Genomic DNA, 18,702 nt, shown 5'->3' on the forward strand with positions numbered 1-18,702 from the left:
TGAGCGTGAGCCCTCCCCTAGCCCCTCCCGCAAGCGGGAGGGGGATAAAGAAGAAGTTGACTGGCGCCAGCCCTATCGCGACCGGCTCGAATTCGAGCTCGACGTGATCATTCAGATGGGGTTCCCGGGCTATTTCCTGATCGTCGCCGACTTCATCAAATGGGCGAAGGACCATGATATCCCGGTCGGCCCGGGCCGCGGATCGGGCGCCGGCTCGGTGGTCGCCTGGTCGCTGACCATCACTGATCTTGATCCGATGAAGCTCGGCCTGCTGTTCGAGCGCTTCCTCAACCCCGAGCGCGTGTCGATGCCCGATTTCGACATCGATTTCTGCGAAACCCGGCGCGGCGAGGTGATCCGCTACGTCCAGGAGAAATATGGTCGCGACCAGGTCGCGCAGATCATCACCTTTGGTAAGCTGAAGGCGCGCGCGGTGCTCAAGGACACCGGCCGCGTGCTGCAGATGAGCTATGGCCAGGTCGATCGCCTCGCCAAGCTGGTGCCCAACCATCCGACTGACCCCTGGACGCTCGAACGCGCGCTCAACGGCGTCTCGGAGCTGCGCGCCGAGTACAAGAGCGATGACGGGGTGAGGCATCTGCTCGACCTCGCGATGAAGCTGGAGGGCCTGCCGCGCCACAGCTCGACCCACGCCGCCGGCGTAGTGATCGGCGACCGGCCGCTCGCCGAGCTGGTGCCGCTATATCGCGATCCGCGTTCGGACATGCCGGTCACCCAGTTCGACATGAAATATGTCGAGGGCGCCGGGCTGGTGAAGTTCGATTTCCTCGGATTGAAGACGCTGTCGGTGCTCAAGAAAGCGGTGCAGCTGCTCGAGCAGCGCAACGTGATCGTCGATCTGGATGCGCTCGAATGGGAAGACGAGGGCGTCTACAAGCTGCTCCAGAAGGGCGACACGGTCGGCGTGTTCCAGCTCGAATCCGAAGGCATGCGGCGCACGCTGGCCGCGGTGCGCCCGTCCAATTTCGGCGACATCATCGCGCTCGTCTCGCTCTACCGGCCGGGGCCGATGGACAATATTCCGAGCTTCGGCGCCCGCAAGAACGGCCGCGAGCCGATCACCTATCCGCATCCGCTGCTCGAGACGATCCTGGCCGAGACCTATGGCATCTTCGTCTATCAGGAACAGGTGATGCAGGCGGCGCAGATCCTCGCCGGCTACAGCCTGGGCCAGGCCGATCTGCTCCGCCGCGCGATGGGCAAGAAGATCAAGGCCGAGATGGACGCGCAGCGCGCCGGCTTCGTCGAGGGCTGCCTTGCGGTCAACGGCATCGAGGCGGGCAAGGCCAATGAGCTGTTCGACCTGATCGACAAGTTCGCCGGCTATGGCTTCAACAAGTCGCACGCTGCGGCTTATGCGCTGCTCGCCTATCAGACGGCGTGGCTGAAGGCGCATTACCGCGAGGAATTCTACGCGGCCTCGATGTGCTTCGACATGACGCTGACCGACAAGCTCGGCATCTTCGCTGACGATATGCGGCGTATGGGGGTCGAATGCCTCGCGCCCGACATCAACGCCAGCGAAGCCGAGTTCTCGGTCGAGAGCACGGCCAACGGCCTTGCCGTCCGCTACGCGCTCGCTGCGCTCAAGAGCGTCGGCGAAGGCGCGATGGAGCGGCTCGTCGCCGAGCGCGACGAGAATGGCCCGTTCCGGTCGCTCGACGATCTGGCGCACCGGGTCGATCCGCGCATCTTCAACAAGCGCCAGCTGGAGACATTGGCGGCGGCGGGCGCGTTCGATTCGATCGATCCGAATCGCGCCGGGATCTTTGCGACGGCGGAGACCATCCTCGCCACCGCGGCGCGGGTTCACGGGATGCGCGCGAGCGGGCAGGGTGGGTTGTTCGGCGGCGCGGATGCGGTCGAGCCGGCAATCAAGCTGCCGCTTTCCGCGCGCTGGACGCTGGCGCAACGGATGGAGCAGGAGCGCGAGGCGTTCGGCTTCTATTTCTCGGCGCATCCGGTCGATCGTCATGCCCATCTGGCGAAGATGCACGGCGCGCGGAGCTATGCGGCACTCGGCGAGCTTGCCATTCCCGATGACGGAACCCGATCCGGCGCGACGATGGCGGCGCTGGTCGAGGATGCGCGCTGGCGCACCTCGGCGCGCGGCAAGCGCTATCTGATGGCGACGCTTTCCGATCCGTCGGGCCAGTTCATCGCGACCTGTTTCGACGACGCGGTCGCCGCCGATCTCGAGGAAGCGGCGCGCAACGGCGGCTGCGGGCTCGTGACGGTCGAGCTCGATCGCCGACCGGGCGAGGACACGCCGCGCGTGACGGTCAAGCGTATCCAGCCGTTCGAGACGCTCGCCAACAGCGCGCGCTTCGTGATGGAGCTTTCAGTGGCGACGCCCGAGGCGATGGCAGCGCTCGGCGCGCTGCTGGCCGAGGCGCGTGGGGCGCGGGGCGAGGTGTGGGTCAATGCGGCCTTGCCGGAGGGCGGCGTGGCGCGGGTGCTGCTCGGGCGGGACTTTCTGCTCGATGGCGAACTTGCGACACGGATCGAGAACCTTCAGGATGTCGGCAACGTGACGCTCAGGACTTCGGAAACGAGGCTGGCGCTCGTCGGCTAACTCATTCCCCTCCCGTTTACGGGAGGGGCTAGGGGTGGGCTCTCGCTCACCTCAATGGTAGCGCTCGTGGAGGTCGGGAGCCCACCCCCGGCCCCTCCCGCGAGCGGGAGGGGAGATACGCGTGCTGGGTGGAATGCAGGATTTCGAGTTGCGGGTGCCCCGGCTCCTGGAGCACGCCGCGCGTGAGCATGGCGGGCGGGAAATCGTCAGCGTCTGGGCTGATGGCAGCGAGACCCGAACGACCTGGGCAGGCATCGCACGCGATGCAAGAAAACTGTCACAAGCACTTGAAAAACTGGGCTGCAAGCCGGGCGATCGGATTGCAACGCTCGGTATGAACCATAGCCGGCACCTCGTCGCATGGTATGGTGCGATCGGGCTGGGCGGGGTGATCCACACCATCAACCCGCGGCTGTTCGACGAGCAGCTCATCTATATCGCCAATCATGCCGAAGACCGGGTGCTGTTCTACGACAAGGTTTTCCAGCCGCTGGTCGACCGGCTGAAGCCGCACTGGGCCAGCATCGAGCATTATGTCGTGTTCGACCCCGATGAGTCGGCGGGGGAGGGCCCGGACGGTTTCGAAGCGCTGATCGCCGCCGAGGACGGCGATTATGCCTGGGTCGAGGGGGCCGAGCGCGATCCGTGCATGCTCTGCTATACCAGCGGCACAACCGGTCACCCCAAGGGCGTGCTCTACGAGCATCGCTCGACCATGATCCATGCCATGGCCGAGGTCGCTCCCTGGGTGTTCAATCTCTCGCCGCGTGCGGTGGTGTTGCCGATCGTGCCGATGTTCCATGCCGCTGCCTGGGGCCTGCCCTTTGCCGGCGCATTGTCGGGCGCGAAATTCGTCTATGCCGCGGTCAATGACCCGGCCTTGCTCTGCCGGCTGATGAACGACGAGAAAGTGACTCATTCGGCGGGGGTGCCGACGGTGTGGCTCTCGATGTTCCAGCATATGGACGCGACCGGCGAAATCCCGCGCCATCTCCAGCAGGTCACGATCGGCGGCTCGGCCGCGCCGCGCGCGATGATCAAGCGGATCATGGGAATGGGCGTGACGGTCAAGCATCTCTGGGGCATGACCGAGACGTCGCCGGTCGGCACCGCGGGCACGCCGCCGCCGCATTGGGAGGAGATGAGCCTCGACGAACAGCTCGATCTGGTCGCGAAACAGGGCCAGATCCCGTTCGGCATCGAGCTTCGCATCCTCGACGATGACGACAACGAGCTGCCGCGCGACGGGGTGAGCTCGGGCCGGCTCCAGGTACGGGGACCCTGGGTGGTGAAGCGCTATTTCCAGGCGAGCGAGGACGCGGTCGGCCCCGACAACTGGTTCGACACCGGCGATGTCGCCGTGCTCCACCCCGACGGCACGATGCAGATCACCGACCGTGCGAAGGACGTGATCAAGTCGGGCGGCGAGTGGATCAGCTCGGTCGACCTCGAAAACGCAGCGATCGGGTGCGCCGGCGTCGCCGAAGCGGCGGCGATCGGGGTCTATCACCCCAAATGGGACGAGCGCCCGCTGCTGCTGGTCGTCCGCAAGCCGGGCAGCGTCGTGACGCCGGAAGACATCACCGCGCATCTCGCCGAGCATGTCGCCAAATGGTGGCTGCCCGACGAAATCCTGTTCGTCGACGCGCTGCCCCACACAGCGACCGGCAAGCTGCTCAAGACCGCCCTCCGGGCGCAGTACAAGGATTACCGGCTGGCGGCCGCCTGATTCGTCAGCCGCCCGCAATCGTCCGGTTGGCGGCCCGAAGCTTGTCCTTCACGGCGGCGGCAAAGCTGCGCTCGACCGCGGCGCGCAGGCCGTCATGATCGTCGAGGAAGCGGCGCAATGTCGTGGTCGGCGCGCACCAGAAGCTGGCCGCCGCATTCAGCGTGACGGTGGCGGTGGCCGGCTCGCCCGACAGGATCGTCGCCTCGCCGATCAGGTCCCCGGCGCGGCAGACGCCGACCGGCCGGCCCTGGCTCGTGACCCGGGCCTCGCCGCTGGCCAGATAATAGAGATTGGGCACCGGCGCGCCCTCGCGGGTCAGGACTTCGCCGGCATCGCCGCGCAGCCACAGGCCCTGGTCGATGAACTGGCGCGCGGCGCTGCGCGGCAGCGCGCCGAGAAAGGTCGAGCGCATTGCCTCCTCTTCAGCGGTGAAGCGGCCCCGCAGCTCGCTGACCCGGTCACTCCACAGCAGCACCAGCCAGGCGCCGAGCAGCACCACCATCCAGGCGATCGTCGCAATATCGGGGACGAGCAGCACCGCGCGTGCCAGCATGACGGCGGCCGAGAGGGCGACGAGCAGCCGCATGCGGCGCTGCGTTCGCGCCAGCAGCGCGGCGACAAGCAGCGCATAGCCGAGCTGCAGGACCAGATTGCCGGTGGTGAACATGATGTGCGTGCGCTCCCTCGTTGAGAAGCGACCCGCAGCCATCATGCGCAATGCAGGGCCGCTGGGCAAGCCCGTCTTGCGGGGTGCCGCCGACTGGTCCAAGCTGCCCCGCTGGATTCACGGGAGTTTGGCGTGTTGGCGGATGAGGGCGCGACGGTTCTGGTGGGGCATTCCGAACACGGGGTGACGCTCGCCGCCCGGCCCGAACCGCTCCGCCTCGCCCCCAGCGAGACGGCGGTCGTCGTGATCGACATGCAGAATGCCTATGCCTCGCCCGGCGGCTATGTCGACCAGGCCGGGTTCGACATCTCAGGGGCGGCGGGGACGATCGGCAAGATCGCGACCGTGCTCGACACCGCGCGGCGGGCCGGCGTGCAGGTGATCTATCTGCAGAATGGCTGGGACCCGGACTATGTCGAGGCGGGAGGGCCCGGATCGCCCAACTGGCACAAGTCCAATGCCTTGAAGACGATGCGCAAGCGGCCCGAGCTTGCCGGCACCCTGCTGGCGCGGGGCGGCTGGGACTATGCGCTGGTCGATGCGCTGAGGCCGCAGCCCGGCGACATCAGCCTCCACAAGACGCGCTACAGCGCCTTCTTCAATTCGCAGCTCGACAGCACATTGCGGGCGCGGGGCATCCGCACCATCGTGTTCGTCGGCATCGCCACCAATGTCTGTGTTGAATCGACTTTGCGCGACGGCTTCCACCTCGAATATTTCGGGGTGATGCTCGAGGATGCGACACACCATCTCGGCCCTGAGGCAATGCAGCAGGCCACCGTCTACAATGTCGAGAAATTCTTCGGCTGGGTTTCCACCGTGGCGGATTTCTGCGGCAGCTTCGGCCAGGTAGCCGAGGGATGAGGAGATCGACCACCACCTGTCGTTCGCCCTGACAGGGGCTGAGCTTGTCGAAGACCCGTATCGAAGGGTCGCATGTCCTTCGATACGCCATTTCGACAAGCTCAATGGCTACTCAGGATGAACGGGCTATGGAGATTTAGCGCAATGGCCTTCGAACCGATCAACCCGCCGCAATTCCCCACCCCGATCGCGCCCTATTCAGCCGGGGCGAAAGCGGGAAACACAGTCTATGTCTCGGGCGTGCTCGCGCTGGGGGAGGGCGGCGCGGTGCTCCATATCGGCGACGCTGCCGGGCAGACCCGCCATATCCTCGACGTCATCAGGATCACGCTCGAAGCGGCCGGGGCGACGCTGGCGGACGTGGCGATGAACCACATCTTCCTCAAGGATCTCGCCGATTATGCCGCGTTCAACGCGGTCTATGCCGAGTATTTCCCGGGGGCGAAGCCGGCGCGCTATTGCATCAAGGCCGAACTGGTGAAGCCCGATTGCCTCGTCGAGATCGCCAGCGTGGCGCATATCGGCTGATGCCGAGCGCGGCCGGGCTCTGGTATGAATGGCATGGCCCCGCTGACGGCGAGGTTCTGGTCCTCTCGCCCGGCATGGGCGGTTCGGCCGGCTATTGGGCGCCCAACCTTGCCGCGCTGAGCGCGCGCTACCGGGTGCTGCTCTACGATCATCGCGGCACCGGCCGCAGCGATCCGCTGCCGCCGGGCGTTGTATCGATCGGCTCGATGGCGGAGGATGTACGTGGTCTGCTGAGCGAGCTCGGCATCCGCCGTCCGCATTTCGTCGGCCATGCGCTTGGCGGGCTGATCGGCCTCGATCTCGACGCGCAGGGCGATGTGGAGCGGCTGGTCGTCGTCAATGGCTGGGCCGAGCCCGACCCCTGGTTCGAACGCTGTTTCGAGATCAGGCTCGATCTGCTGCACAAGAGCGGACCCGCTGCCTATCTTCGCGCCCAGCCCGCCTTTCTCTATCCGGCCAACTGGATCTCGGAAAATATCGCGCGGCTCGATGCCGAGGCGGAGCATCAGCTGGCGCATTTCCAGCCGGTCGAGACTCTCGAACGGCGTGTCGCCGCAGCCAGGGCGTTCCGGCTCGCGGGCGATATCGGCACCGATATCCTCGCGATCATTGCATTGGACGACATGCTCGTGCCGCCGAATGCCTCGCGAAAGCTGGCTGAGCGGTTGCCCGGCGCCAGGCTCGCCGAAATGAAATGGGGCGGCCACGCCTGCAACGTCACCGATCCCGATACCTTCAGCCGTCTCGTACTCGAATTTCTGGGGAGCTAAGCACATGCAAGTCGGCGTCTTCGTGCCCATCAACAATAATGGCTGGCTGATTTCGGAGAATGCGCCGCAGTACATGCCGAGCTTCGACCTCAACAAGGAGATCGCGCTTAGGGCGGAGAAATACGGCCTCGATTTCCTGCTCTCGATGATCAAGCTCAGGGGTTTCGGCGGCAAGACCGAGTTCTGGGAATATGGGCTCGAGAGCTTCACGCTGATGGCCGGCCTCGCCGCCGTCACGGAGAAGATCAAGATCTACGCGACCTGCCCGACGCTCGTCATCCCGCCGGCCTTTGCCGCGCGGATGTGCAACACGATCGACTCGATCAGCCATGGCCGCTTCGGGCTGAACCTCATCACCGGCTGGCAGCGCCCCGAATACAGCCAGATGGGCCTGTGGCCGGGCGACGAGCATTTCCGCAATCGCTACCAGATGCTCGACGAATACGCCCATATCCTGCGCGAGCTCTGGGCCGAGGGTGTCTCGGACTTCAAGGGCGATTATTATCGGATGGAGGATTGCCGGGTCAGGCCGAAGCCCGACGGCGACATGAAGATCATCTGCGCCGGCTCCTCCGACGAGGGCCTCGCCTTCTCGGCGAAATGGGCGGATTATGCCTTTTGCCTGGGCAAGGGGGTCAACACGCCCAGGGCATTCTCCGGCAACAATGAGCGCCTCGCCGCGGCGACCGCGAAGACCGGGCGCGACGTCTCGATCTTCGTGCTGATCATGATCATCGCCGCCGAGACCGACGAGGAGGCGATGGCCAAGTGGAAGTCCTATAATGACGGCGTCGATGTCGAGGCGATCGCCTGGCTCGCCGATCAGGGTGCGGCCGACAAGCACAATGCCACCACCAATGTCCGCCAGCTCGCCGCACCCGAGGGCGCGGTGAACATCAACATGGGTACCTTGGTCGGCAGCTATGAGAGCGTCGCGCGGATGCTCGACGAGATGGCCGAAGTGCCCAATACCGGCGGCGTGCTGCTGACTTTCGACGATTTCATCGAAGGCGTGGAAAAGTTCGGCACCCGGATCCAGCCGCTGATGAAATGCCGGCCGGGCGCGGCATGAGGATCGCCGCCGTCCGGATATTCGGGGCGGCCGCGGCCCTTGCCCTGACCGCGACCGCACCAGCCTGCTCGCAGGGCCCGCGGGGCCCGCGCATTCCGGTCGCGATCGGGGGGCGGGTGGTGGTCGAGCGGGGCGGCGCGCTGCGCTTCGGCTGGCCTGGCGTCTATTTCGAGGGCAGGTTCAGGGGCACCGGCCTGCGCGTCGTGATCGACAAGGGCAGCGATCGCCTGCGCTTGCTGATCGACGGGGTGGAGAAGGCACGGTTCGAGCGCGCCGGCGATGTCGATGCGCTGATCAGCGGCCTTGGCGCCGGCGAGCATCGCTTCAGGCTCGAAAAGCTGGCCGAAAGCCAGAATGACAGCACCCGGCTGATCGGCTTCTATCCGCTGGACGGCGGCAAGCCGCTGTCGCCACCGGCCCCGACCGGACGGGGAATCGAGTTCATCGGCGATTCCTATACGGTCGGCTATGGCGACACCGCGCCGGGGCACAGCTGCAGCCAGGCCCAGATCCACGATAGCACCGACACGCAACAGGCGTTCGGCCCGCTCGTGGCGCGGCGCCTGGGCGCCGAGTACCGGGTGATCGCCTTTTCGGGACGGGGCGTGGTGCGCAATTATGGCGGCAGCTCGCCCGGCACGGCGATGCCCGATCTCTATCCGCGGCTCATCCCCGGCGATCCGGCACCTCGGGAAGATGCCCCGGGCAGCTGGCGCCCGCAGGTCATCGTCATCAACCTCGGCACCAATGATTTCTCGACTCCCGTCCATGCCGGCGAAGCCTGGCGCGACGATGCGGCGCTCCATGCCGCCTATCAGGCCCGCTACATCGCCTTTGCCCGGGCGCTGCTCGCGAAACAGCCCCAGGCCAGGCTGATCCTGATGGGCTCCGACGTCTTTCATGCCGACGTTACCCGCATCGCCGGCGCGCTCGGCAAGGCTGCGCCCGGCCGCGTTTCGGCGATTCACTTCACCGGCCTCGATCTCGGCGGTTGCGACTGGCATCCGTCGCTCAGGGATCACCAGCGTCTCGCCGACATGCTCCAGGCCGAAATCATCCGGATTCGCCCGTTCGGGCACTGAGCGTCCGAGGCGCCTGGACCAAGCCAGCTCAACGCCGGAATCACAACCGGATCAGTTGGTCGCAGCCGGTGCCGGCCGGGCCTTGAAATCGCTGCTGAAGTGGTTGCTTCTGCGCGTCCGGGAGCGACTCGAACGGGCAGGGTGATCGATGGCTGGAATTCTCCTGGCGTCTCTGGCGCTGATGATGGCGGGCGGCTCGGGGATGCAGGCCGCGCCGGCCGGCGCTGACGAGCCGGCCAGGAACATCGGCAGATATCTGTTCATCAGCCCGATGGGCGAGCCGTTCCGCAGCGACCATGAGCCGCAGGATGTCTGGTTCGACCAGGCAGATGCCAATCATGACGGTGCGCTGACCCTTGCCGAGTTCAGGAAGGACGCGATGCGCTGGTTCGCGGTGCTCGATCGCGGGCATGACGGCGAAATCGACCCCAACGACATCGAATATTATGAATCGGTGCTCGTCCCGGAAATCCGGGTCGATGCCGATGAGGGCGATACCGAAACCACCTCCGAGGGCGAGGATTCCGGCACCACGACGATCGTCCGCCACAATCGCAAGGGCGCGGCGTTGTACAGCTATCTCGATTATCCCGAGCCGGTGATGGTGGCCGACACCAATTTCAACCGCGGCGTCGATCCGCGCGAGTTCGATCACGCCGCCGAGGCTCGTTTCGCGATCCTCGATGCGAACCATGACGGCAAGATCGAGCGCGCCGAATTGCCGAAGATTTCCGCGGTGACGGTCAGTCATCCGGGGAAAAAGGGCAAGCATCGCCACTGAGCGCCTCATTTGCCGGCCACGACCTGAAATCCCACAGAAATGGTTGCTGCCTAGAATTGGCGGGGGGCTACTCAAGCAAGCGGGCGAGCAATGCGACTCTATCTAGTGACGTGCCTGGTGTTGATGACGGCAGGCTATGGCGCCGATCTGCGCGCGCAGTGGGGCGGTCCGCCGCCCGGAGGGCGGGGCAAAGGCCCGGGTGGTGGCGACGGCCCGCCCGGCCTGCTGTTCATCAGCCCGATGGGCGAGCCCTTCCGCAGCGAGCATGGCGGCGCTGACCCGCAGGACCTGTGGTTCGGCCAGGCCGACGCCAATCATGACGGGGCGCTCAGCCGCGACGAATTCGAGAAGGACGCGGCGCGGTGGTTTGCGGTGCTCGATCGCGGGCATGACGGCGAAATCGACCCCGATGATATCGACTATTACGAGACGGTGCTCGCGCCGGAAATCCGGGTCGGCGGTGCTGGCGGCGGCGGGATGACCGGCGCGCGCGGCGGCCGGGGCGGCGGCCATCGCGGCGGCGGACGTGGCGGTATGGGTGGGGGCGGCATGGGTGGCGGCGGCATGGGTGGGGGCGGTATGGGTGACGGTGGCATGGGCGGTGGCCATCGGGGCGGCGGCGAGGGCAGCGGCCAGCCCGATGGGCAGGGCGGCGGCGAGGCACGCATCATCGAGGGCATGCAGGGCGCCGCGCGCTACGGCTATTTCGACTATCCCGAGCCGGTCACCGTAACCGATGCCAATTTCAACCGCGGGGTCGATCCGAGGGAATTCCGAAAGGCGGCCGATGATCGTTTCGATCTGCTCGATACCAACCATGACGGGCTGATCCAGCGCAAGGAATTGCCGCGGATTTCGCTGATGCCGGGTCGGGGGCCGGGGCGCGGCTATGGCCATGGCGGGCATCGCGGCGGTGATGGCGGGATGCGCCCGATTCCGGATGATCGCGATCCCAACTATAGGGATCCTGACGACAAGGATCGGTCGGATCAGGCTCCCGCCAGTCAGGCACCCGCCGACCCATCGGGCAGCGCGCCCTGACGGTGCGATCGGCGCGTCGCCTCATCTGAACAGCTCGCCCTGCGGTCCGGCAGGCGGCCTGAACAGATCGGTGCGCATCATGATGTGCTCGTGGTTCATATCATGCTTTCGGCAGGCGATCTTGAAGCGGGTGCGCAGCAGATCGGCCCAGGGGCCTTGCCCTCGCATCCGGCTGAAGAAATCGGGGTCATTGTCGCGCCCGCCGCGGAGCGACTGGATCGTCGCCATCACCTTGCCGGCCCGATCGGGGAAGTGCGTCTCGAGCCAGGCCCTGAACAGCGGGGCGACCTCGAAAGGCAGGCGTACCGGAATGAAGCGGACGCCGGTCGCGCCCGCTTGGGCCGCGCGTTCGACGAGATGCTCCAGCTCATGGTCGGTGATCGCCGGGATGACCGGGGCGATCGAGACAAAGGTCGGGATGCCGGCCGCCACGAGCTTCCTCACTGCCGCCAGCCGGCGCTCGGGCGCCGGCGCGCGCGGCTCGAGCGTCATTGCGATGCGCGGATCGAGCGAGGTCACCGAGAGCGCGACCGCCGCCAGGCCCTTGGCCGCCATCGGCGCGAGCAGGTCGATGTCGCGCGTCACCCGGTCCGACTTGGTGGTGATGGTGAGCGGGTGGTTGGTCTCGGCCAGCACCTCGATACAGGCGCGGGTGATCCGCCAGTCGCTTTCGATCGGCTGATAGGGATCGGTATTGGTGCCGAACGCGATCGGCCGCGCGACATAGCCGCGCTTGGCCAGTTCCGCGCGAAGCAGCGGCGCTGCGTCGGGCTTTGCGAACAGCCTGCTTTCGAAATCGAGGCCCGGCGACAGATCATGATAGGCATGGGTCGGCCGGGCGAAGCAATAGATGCAGCCATGCTCGCACCCGCGATAGGGGTTGATCGACCGGTCGAAGCCGACGTCCGGCGAGGTGTTGCGGGTGATGATCGTGCGCGGTTTCTCGACCGTCACCGTGGTGCGCAGCGGCTGCGGCCCTTCGTCAAGCGTCTCGCGATCGTCGAGCCAGTCGCCATCGGCTTCGCGCTCGGGCAGGTTGAAGCGCCTGCTCTCGCGGTTCAACGTCGCGCCGCGCACCGGACGGGATTTTGCCATTGACGAAAGCTAATCGATCCACCAGAACATAGCAAGAACATTGGAGGATTTATGGCGCGCTTCAACTATCTCGAATTGCCGGTGCGGGACGTGCCGGCGGCCAAGGCATTCTATGCGGCTGCGTTCGGCTGGACCTTCACCGATTTCGGCCCCGACTATGCCTCGACGATGACCGGGGACACCGATCTCGGTCTCAACGGCGATGCCGAACATTCGACCGCGCAGCTGCTGCCCGTGATCCAGGTCGACGATCTCGAGGCAGCCGAGGCCAGCGTGCGCGGGGCAGGCGGGGAGATCACCCTGCCGATCTTCGCCTTTCCAGGCGGCCGCCGCTTCCATTTCCGCGATCCGGCCGGGCATGAATTGTCGGCAATGCAGGCCGACCCGGCGACCGGCTGACCTGCGGCACTGTTGACAGCCCGGCCAAAAAGGCGATCTGTTACGCTGCCGAACCGTTCCGCTGGACGGCCGTATCGGGGGAATGATCATGCGCCGACTGATCGCCGCACTCGCCTTGCTTTTGGGAATGACCGGCGCGGTGAATGCCGCCGCCCAGGACAGATTGCTCGACTTGCGCCAACCCAGCGTCGTCGCCGATGCGTTGCGCGAGGCCGGCTACAAGGCCGAGATGAAAACCAACAGCAAGGGCGAGCCCTATATCGAGAGCTCGGCCAATGGATCGAGCTTCACCATCGAGTTCTACAATTGCACCGGACTGGTGGATTGCACCTCCTATCAGTTCGCGAGCTGGTACAAGGCCGATCCGATGTTTACCGTCGCGTTCGCCAATGAGTGGAACCTCAAGAAGCGCTTCCTGAAGGTCGCCGTCGACAAGGACGGTAACCTCAATGAATATATGGATTTTACTGCGACCGGCAAAACCACCTATGCCAATTTCGCCGATATCGTCGACTGGTACCAGACGATGGACAGCTCGCTTGCGAAATTCATCGACGAGCATCGCAGCGCCGCGGGCAAGTAGCGCCGGTCTGTCGCCCTGTGGCTGGTCGATATGGCCCGCGCGGGTGGGGTGATGAAGCGCGGCAAGCTGTTCCGTGATCGCCATTTTGCCGAGGCGCTCGGCTGGACCGCGCATGAGCCGGTCGGCTGGCGTGCCATTCTCGGGGCTGCGCTTGGCGTCGCGGTACCGGCGGCGATCGGACTCCTGTCGGGCAGGGCCACGATCGGCTTCGCGGTCGCGATGGGCGCGATGCTGTTCGGCGGCCCTGATCACGCCGAGCATGGCGCCGGACGGCGCTCGCTGCGGGAGATCTTCGCCTCTGCCGTTTTTGTAGGGTTTGCGCCGCCCATCGCGACCCTGTGCGCCAGCTGGCGCTGGGGCGACGCGGTCGCGATCCTGATCGTGACGATCCTCGCGGCGGTCAGCGGCTATAGCCGGCCCTTCGCGGTGGCGGCGACGCGCTTCATCGCCTTTCTCGTGATGAGCATGAGCATCATGAGCCAGCCGGGCGGGCATGCCGGCGGCGTGGCGCTGCTGCTTGGCATCGGCTCGATCTGGGCTGCGATCGTCCGCGTCGGGTTGCGCCAGGCAAAAGTGCCGTCGCTTGCGCCGGTGGCGACTGCAGTAGCGGCGCGGGACCCGACTCGCCGGCAGCGCATTGCCCGGCTGAAACGCGTGTTGCGCACCGTTGACGGCTGGCAATATCCGATCCGGCTCGCGCTGGCGCTGGGCGTGTCGAGCATCGTGCGCCACCTCTGGCCCGATCAGCATTTCAGCTGGGTGCTGGTGACCGCGGCGCTGCTGGTCGAGCGCCAGCCCGAGGCGATGCCGGTCAAGACGACCCAACGCGCTTTGGGGGTGGTGCTCGGTGTCGCGCTGACCGGTCTCGTCCTCGCCGAGATCAGGTCTCCGTTCGCGATCGCCGCGCTGGTCTGCCTGCTGGCGACGCTGCGGCCCTGGCTCAGGGCGCGCAATTATCTCGCTTATTCGGCGGTGATGACGCCGCTGATCCTGCTGGTGATGGATCTGGGCAGGCCGATCGGCGGCGACGTGCTGATCGACCGGCTGGTGGCGACCTTGATCGGCTCGGCGATTGTGGTGGGGGTCAACTGGCTGGCGGTGCGGTTCGTGGTGCGGAAACCGGATGGCGGGCAGTGAGCTCGCGGTTCTTGTTCCTTCCCCGGCGAAGGCCGGGGCCCAGCTACGGCACAGAAGTTGAGAGCGGCGCGCGTCGCGCAAAGGTCCCCCGACTGGGCAGCGGCCTTCGCCGGGGAAGAATAAAGTAATCAGCCCAGCGACGTCAGCGCATCACCCTCTCTCGGCAGCGATAAACGCCAGCAACGCCTCTTCGAGCGGATCATGCTGTTTGTCCGCCTCAATCTCGGCGTTGAGCCAGGCGTTTTCGACCGGCGTGACCGCATTGTCGGCTGCAACGGCTGCGTCGTAATCGGCCGGTGCGGCGAGCCCGGCGCGCAGGTTGCGCGCGCCGTCGATCGGGTTCGAGGCCATCATGCGCCTGAAAAAGCCGCCGATGCCGACATGGGTGCCGTTCATGAACGCATCGAGTTCGGCCGCCCGTTCGCGGGTGATCGGGTGATAATCGCTATGCGCCATCAGGTGATTGCCGACTGCCTGGACGAACAGCGTCTTCCATTCGGGCGCGTTGGTCGCGCCGAGCGTCGCGTCCTTGATCCGGAACAGCATCTCGGCTTCGGCGCGGCTGACCGTGCCGGGGCCATCGCTCGACTGGGCGAAGAGCATGCGGCGCAGCAGCTTCACCTCCGATGCCGTGATCGAGCCGGCATCGAGCGATCCGCCGTCGCGGGTCGGGCCGGTGCCGGTCAGGACGACCGTCTCGATCTGCTTCAGGGCATAGGCTTTGAGTGACTCGGGGACATTGGTCGCGTCCTCGAGGATCTTGACCAGCAATTCGAGCTCGCCGAGCGAGTCGACCCGGCCGTCACTGTCGATCTTCGCCATCAGCCAATCGGCCTTGGCGTCGTCGACATAGCCCTCGGGCGCCTGCTGGTGGACGACATAGACGCTGATCGCCTCGACGAAGAAGTCGACCCATTCGCGCGACGATCCCCCGACCGCGCTGTTGAGGTCGAAGATCGCATCGGCTTCGCCGGGATCGATCTTGCCGTCGGGCCAGACGAGGCGGCGCATCGCCAGCGTGTCCTCGGCGGTAATCGCGGCGTCGCTCTTCAGGCGTGCGTCAAGGTCGAATGTCGGCGCAGTCATTGGCAGGATCCCCCTCGGTCCGGGAGAAGGCCATAGTGCAGAGGGGTTTAACAGGCGCTTACGAGAGCGCCGCGTCAGCGCTCCATCAGTCGCGGCATCAGTTCGACGAAGTTGCAGGGGCGGTGGCGGCTGTCGAGCTGGTCCTTGAGAATGCCGTCCCATCCATCCTTCACCGCGCCGGTCGAGCCCGGCAGCGCGAAGATATAGGTGCCCCGGGTCACGCAGGCGCAGGCGCGCGACTGGATGGTCGAGGTGCCGATCGTCTGATAGCTGAGCCAGCGGAACAGCTCGCCGAACCCGGGGATCGGCTTGTCCTGGATTCGCTCGATTGCCTCCGGGGTCACATCGCGCCCGGTCACGCCGGTGCCGCCGGTGGTGATGATGCAGTCGATCTGGGGGTCGTCGACCCAGGCGTGCAACCGGCTGACGATGGTGGTGACGTCGTCCCGGACGATCGCCCGGTCGGCGAGGATATGGCCGGCCGCGCTCAGCCGGCCGACCAGGGTGTCGCCGGAGCGGTCATCGGCAAGCGTCCGACTGTCGGAAATCGTGAGCACCGCGATCCTGACCGGCAGGAACGCTGCAGCTTCGTCAATTGGCACTGGCGACCGATACCGGCATGGAAGCCGAAGCCTGGACGCCGCCGCTCTGCGCGCTCGAGGTCAGCCGTACCGCGCTCGCTCCCGGCAGGCCCGGGAAGCGCGGCCACATGCCCTGCGCCAGGGCAGCCCGACTCGGCGAGGCGGTCTTGCCCGTCTGTCCTTCATACATCCAGTAGTTGCGCAGCACCGTGGTGACGTAGCCGCGGGTCTCCCAGAAGGGGATCGATTCGATGTAGAGCAGGGGGTCGCCGCCGTCGCGGGCCTGGGCATTCCAGGCCTCGACCGGCACCGGCCCCGCATTATAGGCGGCGATGACCTTGGGCAGCAGGCCGCCGGTGCAGGGCTGGTCGCGCAATTGCTCGAGATAGCTCTGGCCGACTTCCATGTTGGTGCCCGGCCGGGTGAGCGCCGAGCGATCGAACACGCGGCCCTGCTTGCGGGCGATATCGGTCGCGGCGCCGGGGCGGACCTGCATCAGGCCGTACGCGCCCGCCGGGCTCACCACGTCAGTGCGGAAGCGCGATTCCTGCAGGGTGTGAGCGAACACCAGGGCCTTGTCGACGCGCCAGCCGCCATCGGGCGTCCAGTTCGGCGCCGGAAAGCGCGCCTCGACCGGCGCGGTCGCGCCGATCGGGCCGTTATGCGACAGCCAGACAAGCGTGCCGGGCAGGTTGAGGGCACCGGCGAAGCGCACCAGCGCCGCGAATTCCGACGGATCGCCGATCCGCGCCTGCTGGCGGATGACCTGGTCGGCAAGGCTGTTCTCGCCGATCTCGGCAAGCGCCGCGGCGACGCGGATATTGGGCCGGCGCGCGAGCATCGCCCAGTCGCCGGCCATCACTGCGTCGCTGGGGCGCGAGGCCGGGTCGCGGATGCCGAGGGTCTGGCGCGCGAGCAGGCCGTAAAAGGTCTCGCGATATTGCGCTGCGTTCTTCAGCCGGGCCTCGACCCGATCGAACCGGCCGCACAGCATGTCGGCGCGCGATGCCCAATAGAGGCCCGCCGCGCGCAGTTCGATGTCGCTCGCGCGTGCCGCCACGGTCGTGAAGCCGCGACCCGCCGCCTCGCAATCATGCTGGCGCCACGCCGCCAGCGCGCCGACCCAGTCGCCCTGGACTGCCCAGTCGCCGGAACCGGTGGCTGCCTTGGCCGCCATGGCGCGCGCATTATTGTCGTCGCCCTGGAGGAAATAGATCCACGAGACCTTTTGCTGCCACTGAGTGAGTGCCTCGGGCGAGATGCCGATCGTGGATTCGAGCAGGGCCTGGGCGCTCGGCCCGTCATCGGCCTTGATGAAGGGCTGCATCTTGATCGCCAGCTCGGCGGTCGACATGTCTGTGGGAATGCTCTTCGCCCGGCCGCGGCTCGGCGCGCCGTCCATCCAGGTCAGCCGCCGCGCCTCGGGAAGCGGCGGCAGGCCGACAGCGCCGCGCGAAGCGGCCATGGTCGCGATCTGTTGCGCCTGGGGCAGCTCAGGCGCCTCGCTCAGCAGCTTCATCAGCGGGTCGAGATCGGCCTTGGGCGATCCCTTCGCAGTCAGCATCTCGGCGCGGGCGATGGCGTGCAGGGGGCCGGGCTTCAGCGAATCGAGCAGGATCTGGGCGTCCTGCCATTTCTGGTCGCGGATGCTCTGGAACACGGCGCGGTAGCCGGCGCGCTGCTCGGCATCGAGCTGGGCCGGGATGACCGTACCGGCGCCGGCGTGATCGAACGACCGCGGGGCGTCGGCGGCATGGGCTGCGGCGACGGGCGCCAGCGCGAGCGTGCAGGCGAGAATCAGTTTTGCGGTCATGTGTCGCTGCCTGATTTGTTCGGGGTTCCGATCAGCATCTGCAAATCTTTCCATGCTTCGGCCTTGGCAGCCGGCCGTTCGAGCAGGAAGCGGGGGTGAAAGCTCGCCACCGCCTGCGTCACGACGTCATTTGCCCCCGCGGCCTCCTTGCGGCCACTAAGGTTAATCCCGTGTAAACTGCCCCGCGCCCGGGCCGCGTCAGTCCCGAGCAGTGCACGGCTCGGCGCGTTGCCGAGCAGCAGCAGCCGTTTCGGCTGTACGAGCATCACATGGTGCCGGGCGATTTCGTTCAGCCGGTCCTCGATTTCGGGCGAGATCCGCCCGGCGACCGGGCGGGTCGCGCAGACCGGCGCCAGATAGACCGAGGCCCGGTCCCGCCCGATCGCGGCGAGCATCCGATCGAACAGCCGGCCGACCGCGCCGCTCATCAACACGCCGCTGTCCGTATCCTCGCGCTCGGGCAGGTCGATCAGGATCATGACATCGCCCGTGGGATCGCCCTGCGCCGCGATCGGCGTCCCGGGCCAGGCTGCTTCGGGCGCATCGGGGCCGAGGCGCCAGGCCTCGAAGGCGGCGAGCGTATTCGGAAGCGGGGCGATTTCCGCTACGGCAGCGGGTGCGGCGCCGGGTCGGGGCGCTGCTTTTGCCGGTTCGACTGCCGCCAGCCAGTTGCGCGGTGCCTCGTCGACGAGCGTGTCGACGCCCGCCTCGCGCCACCAATCGATCGCGCTTGCCGCTGCTGTCTGCCAGTCGATATTGAGATCTGCCCCCATGATGCCTGTTAGACTCACATGTTGACGCCGCGGTCAATTCGCTGGCACCGCAGCATGGACAGGACGTTGCTTGCGCGCGACGAGAGCGCCGCTTGCCGTCCCCAA

General features: G+C 66.5%; 18 protein-coding genes. 12 read left to right on the plus strand and 6 right to left on the minus strand.

Annotated features, from left to right (window positions below):
• On the plus strand, positions 1 to 2,596 hold a 2,596-nt coding region (dnaE, locus tag ABD050_RS28140; RefSeq protein ID WP_343892895.1), incomplete at its 5' end, for a DNA polymerase III subunit alpha.
• 133 nt (positions 2,597 to 2,729) lie between these two features.
• Positions 2,730 to 4,325, plus strand: a complete 1,596-nt coding sequence (locus ABD050_RS28145) for a long-chain fatty acid--CoA ligase (protein ID WP_343892932.1) — start codon at positions 2,730 to 2,732, stop codon at positions 4,323 to 4,325.
• Between the two features lie 4 nt (positions 4,326 to 4,329).
• Here ABD050_RS28145 and ABD050_RS28150 read toward each other — a convergent pair whose 3' ends face one another.
• Positions 4,330 to 5,037, minus strand: coding sequence for a cyclic nucleotide-binding domain-containing protein (locus tag ABD050_RS28150; RefSeq protein WP_343892896.1), 708 nt, complete (start codon positions 5,035 to 5,037; stop codon positions 4,330 to 4,332).
• Positions 5,038 to 5,127: 90 nt separating this feature from the next.
• On the opposite strand from ABD050_RS28150, the gene rutB reads away from it, so the two are divergent.
• From rutB to ABD050_RS28185, 7 genes are all read left to right on the plus strand, one after another.
• Positions 5,128 to 5,856, plus strand: a complete 729-nt coding sequence (gene rutB, locus ABD050_RS28155) for a pyrimidine utilization protein B (protein ID WP_343892933.1) — start codon at positions 5,128 to 5,130, stop codon at positions 5,854 to 5,856.
• A gap of 144 nt (positions 5,857 to 6,000) precedes the next feature.
• A complete protein-coding gene (locus tag ABD050_RS28160; protein WP_343892897.1) occupies positions 6,001 to 6,384 on the plus strand; it encodes a Rid family hydrolase in 384 nt (127 codons plus the stop codon).
• On the plus strand, positions 6,384 to 7,154 hold the full coding sequence (gene rutD, locus ABD050_RS28165; protein ID WP_343892898.1) for a pyrimidine utilization protein D: 771 nt from the start codon (positions 6,384 to 6,386) through the stop codon (positions 7,152 to 7,154). The genes ABD050_RS28160 and rutD overlap by 1 nt, the downstream gene beginning before the upstream one ends.
• Positions 7,155 to 7,158: 4 nt before the next feature.
• On the plus strand, positions 7,159 to 8,226 hold the full coding sequence (rutA, locus tag ABD050_RS28170) for a pyrimidine utilization protein A (protein WP_343892899.1): 1,068 nt from the start codon (positions 7,159 to 7,161) through the stop codon (positions 8,224 to 8,226).
• Entirely contained in the window at positions 8,223 to 9,308 is a 1,086-nt protein-coding gene (locus tag ABD050_RS28175; RefSeq protein ID WP_343892900.1) for an SGNH/GDSL hydrolase family protein, read from the plus strand. The genes rutA and ABD050_RS28175 overlap by 4 nt, the downstream gene beginning before the upstream one ends.
• A 148-nt stretch (positions 9,309 to 9,456) precedes the next feature.
• A complete protein-coding gene (locus ABD050_RS28180; protein WP_343892901.1) occupies positions 9,457 to 10,089 on the plus strand; it encodes an EF-hand domain-containing protein in 633 nt (210 codons plus the stop codon).
• Between the two features lie 90 nt (positions 10,090 to 10,179).
• Positions 10,180 to 11,130: an EF-hand domain-containing protein gene (locus tag ABD050_RS28185; protein WP_343892902.1), complete on the plus strand. Its 951-nt coding sequence runs from the start codon at positions 10,180 to 10,182 to the stop codon at positions 11,128 to 11,130.
• Positions 11,131 to 11,151: 21 nt separating this feature from the next.
• Here ABD050_RS28185 and ABD050_RS28190 read toward each other — a convergent pair whose 3' ends face one another.
• Positions 11,152 to 12,225 (minus strand): PA0069 family radical SAM protein, encoded by a 1,074-nt coding sequence (locus tag ABD050_RS28190; protein WP_343892903.1) that lies wholly within the window; start codon positions 12,223 to 12,225, stop codon positions 11,152 to 11,154.
• 51 nt (positions 12,226 to 12,276) lie between these two features.
• Here ABD050_RS28190 and ABD050_RS28195 point away from each other — a divergent pair, with 51 nt between their 5' ends.
• From ABD050_RS28195 to ABD050_RS28205, 3 genes are all read left to right on the plus strand, one after another.
• A complete protein-coding gene (locus tag ABD050_RS28195) occupies positions 12,277 to 12,624 on the plus strand; it encodes a VOC family protein (RefSeq protein WP_343892904.1) in 348 nt (115 codons plus the stop codon).
• Between the two features lie 88 nt (positions 12,625 to 12,712).
• On the plus strand, positions 12,713 to 13,207 hold the full coding sequence (locus tag ABD050_RS28200) for a YbjN domain-containing protein (RefSeq protein ID WP_343892905.1): 495 nt from the start codon (positions 12,713 to 12,715) through the stop codon (positions 13,205 to 13,207).
• Positions 13,208 to 13,237: 30 nt separating this feature from the next.
• Positions 13,238 to 14,344, plus strand: coding sequence for an FUSC family protein (locus ABD050_RS28205; protein ID WP_343892906.1), 1,107 nt, complete (start codon positions 13,238 to 13,240; stop codon positions 14,342 to 14,344).
• Between the two features lie 150 nt (positions 14,345 to 14,494).
• Here ABD050_RS28205 and ABD050_RS28210 read toward each other — a convergent pair whose 3' ends face one another.
• From ABD050_RS28210 to ABD050_RS28225, 4 genes are all read right to left on the minus strand, one after another.
• Positions 14,495 to 15,430: a hypothetical protein gene (locus ABD050_RS28210; RefSeq protein WP_343892907.1), complete on the minus strand. Its 936-nt coding sequence runs from the start codon at positions 15,428 to 15,430 to the stop codon at positions 14,495 to 14,497.
• A 74-nt stretch (positions 15,431 to 15,504) separates the two neighbouring features.
• Positions 15,505 to 16,032 carry a molybdenum cofactor biosynthesis protein B gene (gene moaB / locus ABD050_RS28215; RefSeq protein WP_343892908.1) on the minus strand — a complete coding sequence of 176 codons (528 nt, stop codon included), beginning with the start codon at positions 16,030 to 16,032 and terminating at the stop codon, positions 15,505 to 15,507.
• The gene (locus ABD050_RS28220) at positions 16,022 to 17,824 is read right to left on the minus strand and encodes a lytic transglycosylase domain-containing protein (protein ID WP_343892909.1); all 1,803 of its coding nucleotides are present in this window, start codon (positions 17,822 to 17,824) and stop codon (positions 16,022 to 16,024) included. Before ABD050_RS28220 ends, moaB begins: the two co-directional genes overlap by 11 nt.
• A complete protein-coding gene (locus ABD050_RS28225; RefSeq protein WP_343892910.1) occupies positions 17,821 to 18,597 on the minus strand; it encodes a uracil-DNA glycosylase in 777 nt (258 codons plus the stop codon). Before ABD050_RS28225 ends, ABD050_RS28220 begins: the two co-directional genes overlap by 4 nt.
• Between the last annotated feature and the right edge of the window lie 105 nt (positions 18,598 to 18,702).

This window comes from Sphingomonas oligophenolica (genome assembly GCF_039522915.1).
In the GTDB taxonomy this organism is placed as follows: domain Bacteria; phylum Pseudomonadota; class Alphaproteobacteria; order Sphingomonadales; family Sphingomonadaceae; genus Sphingomonas; species Sphingomonas oligophenolica.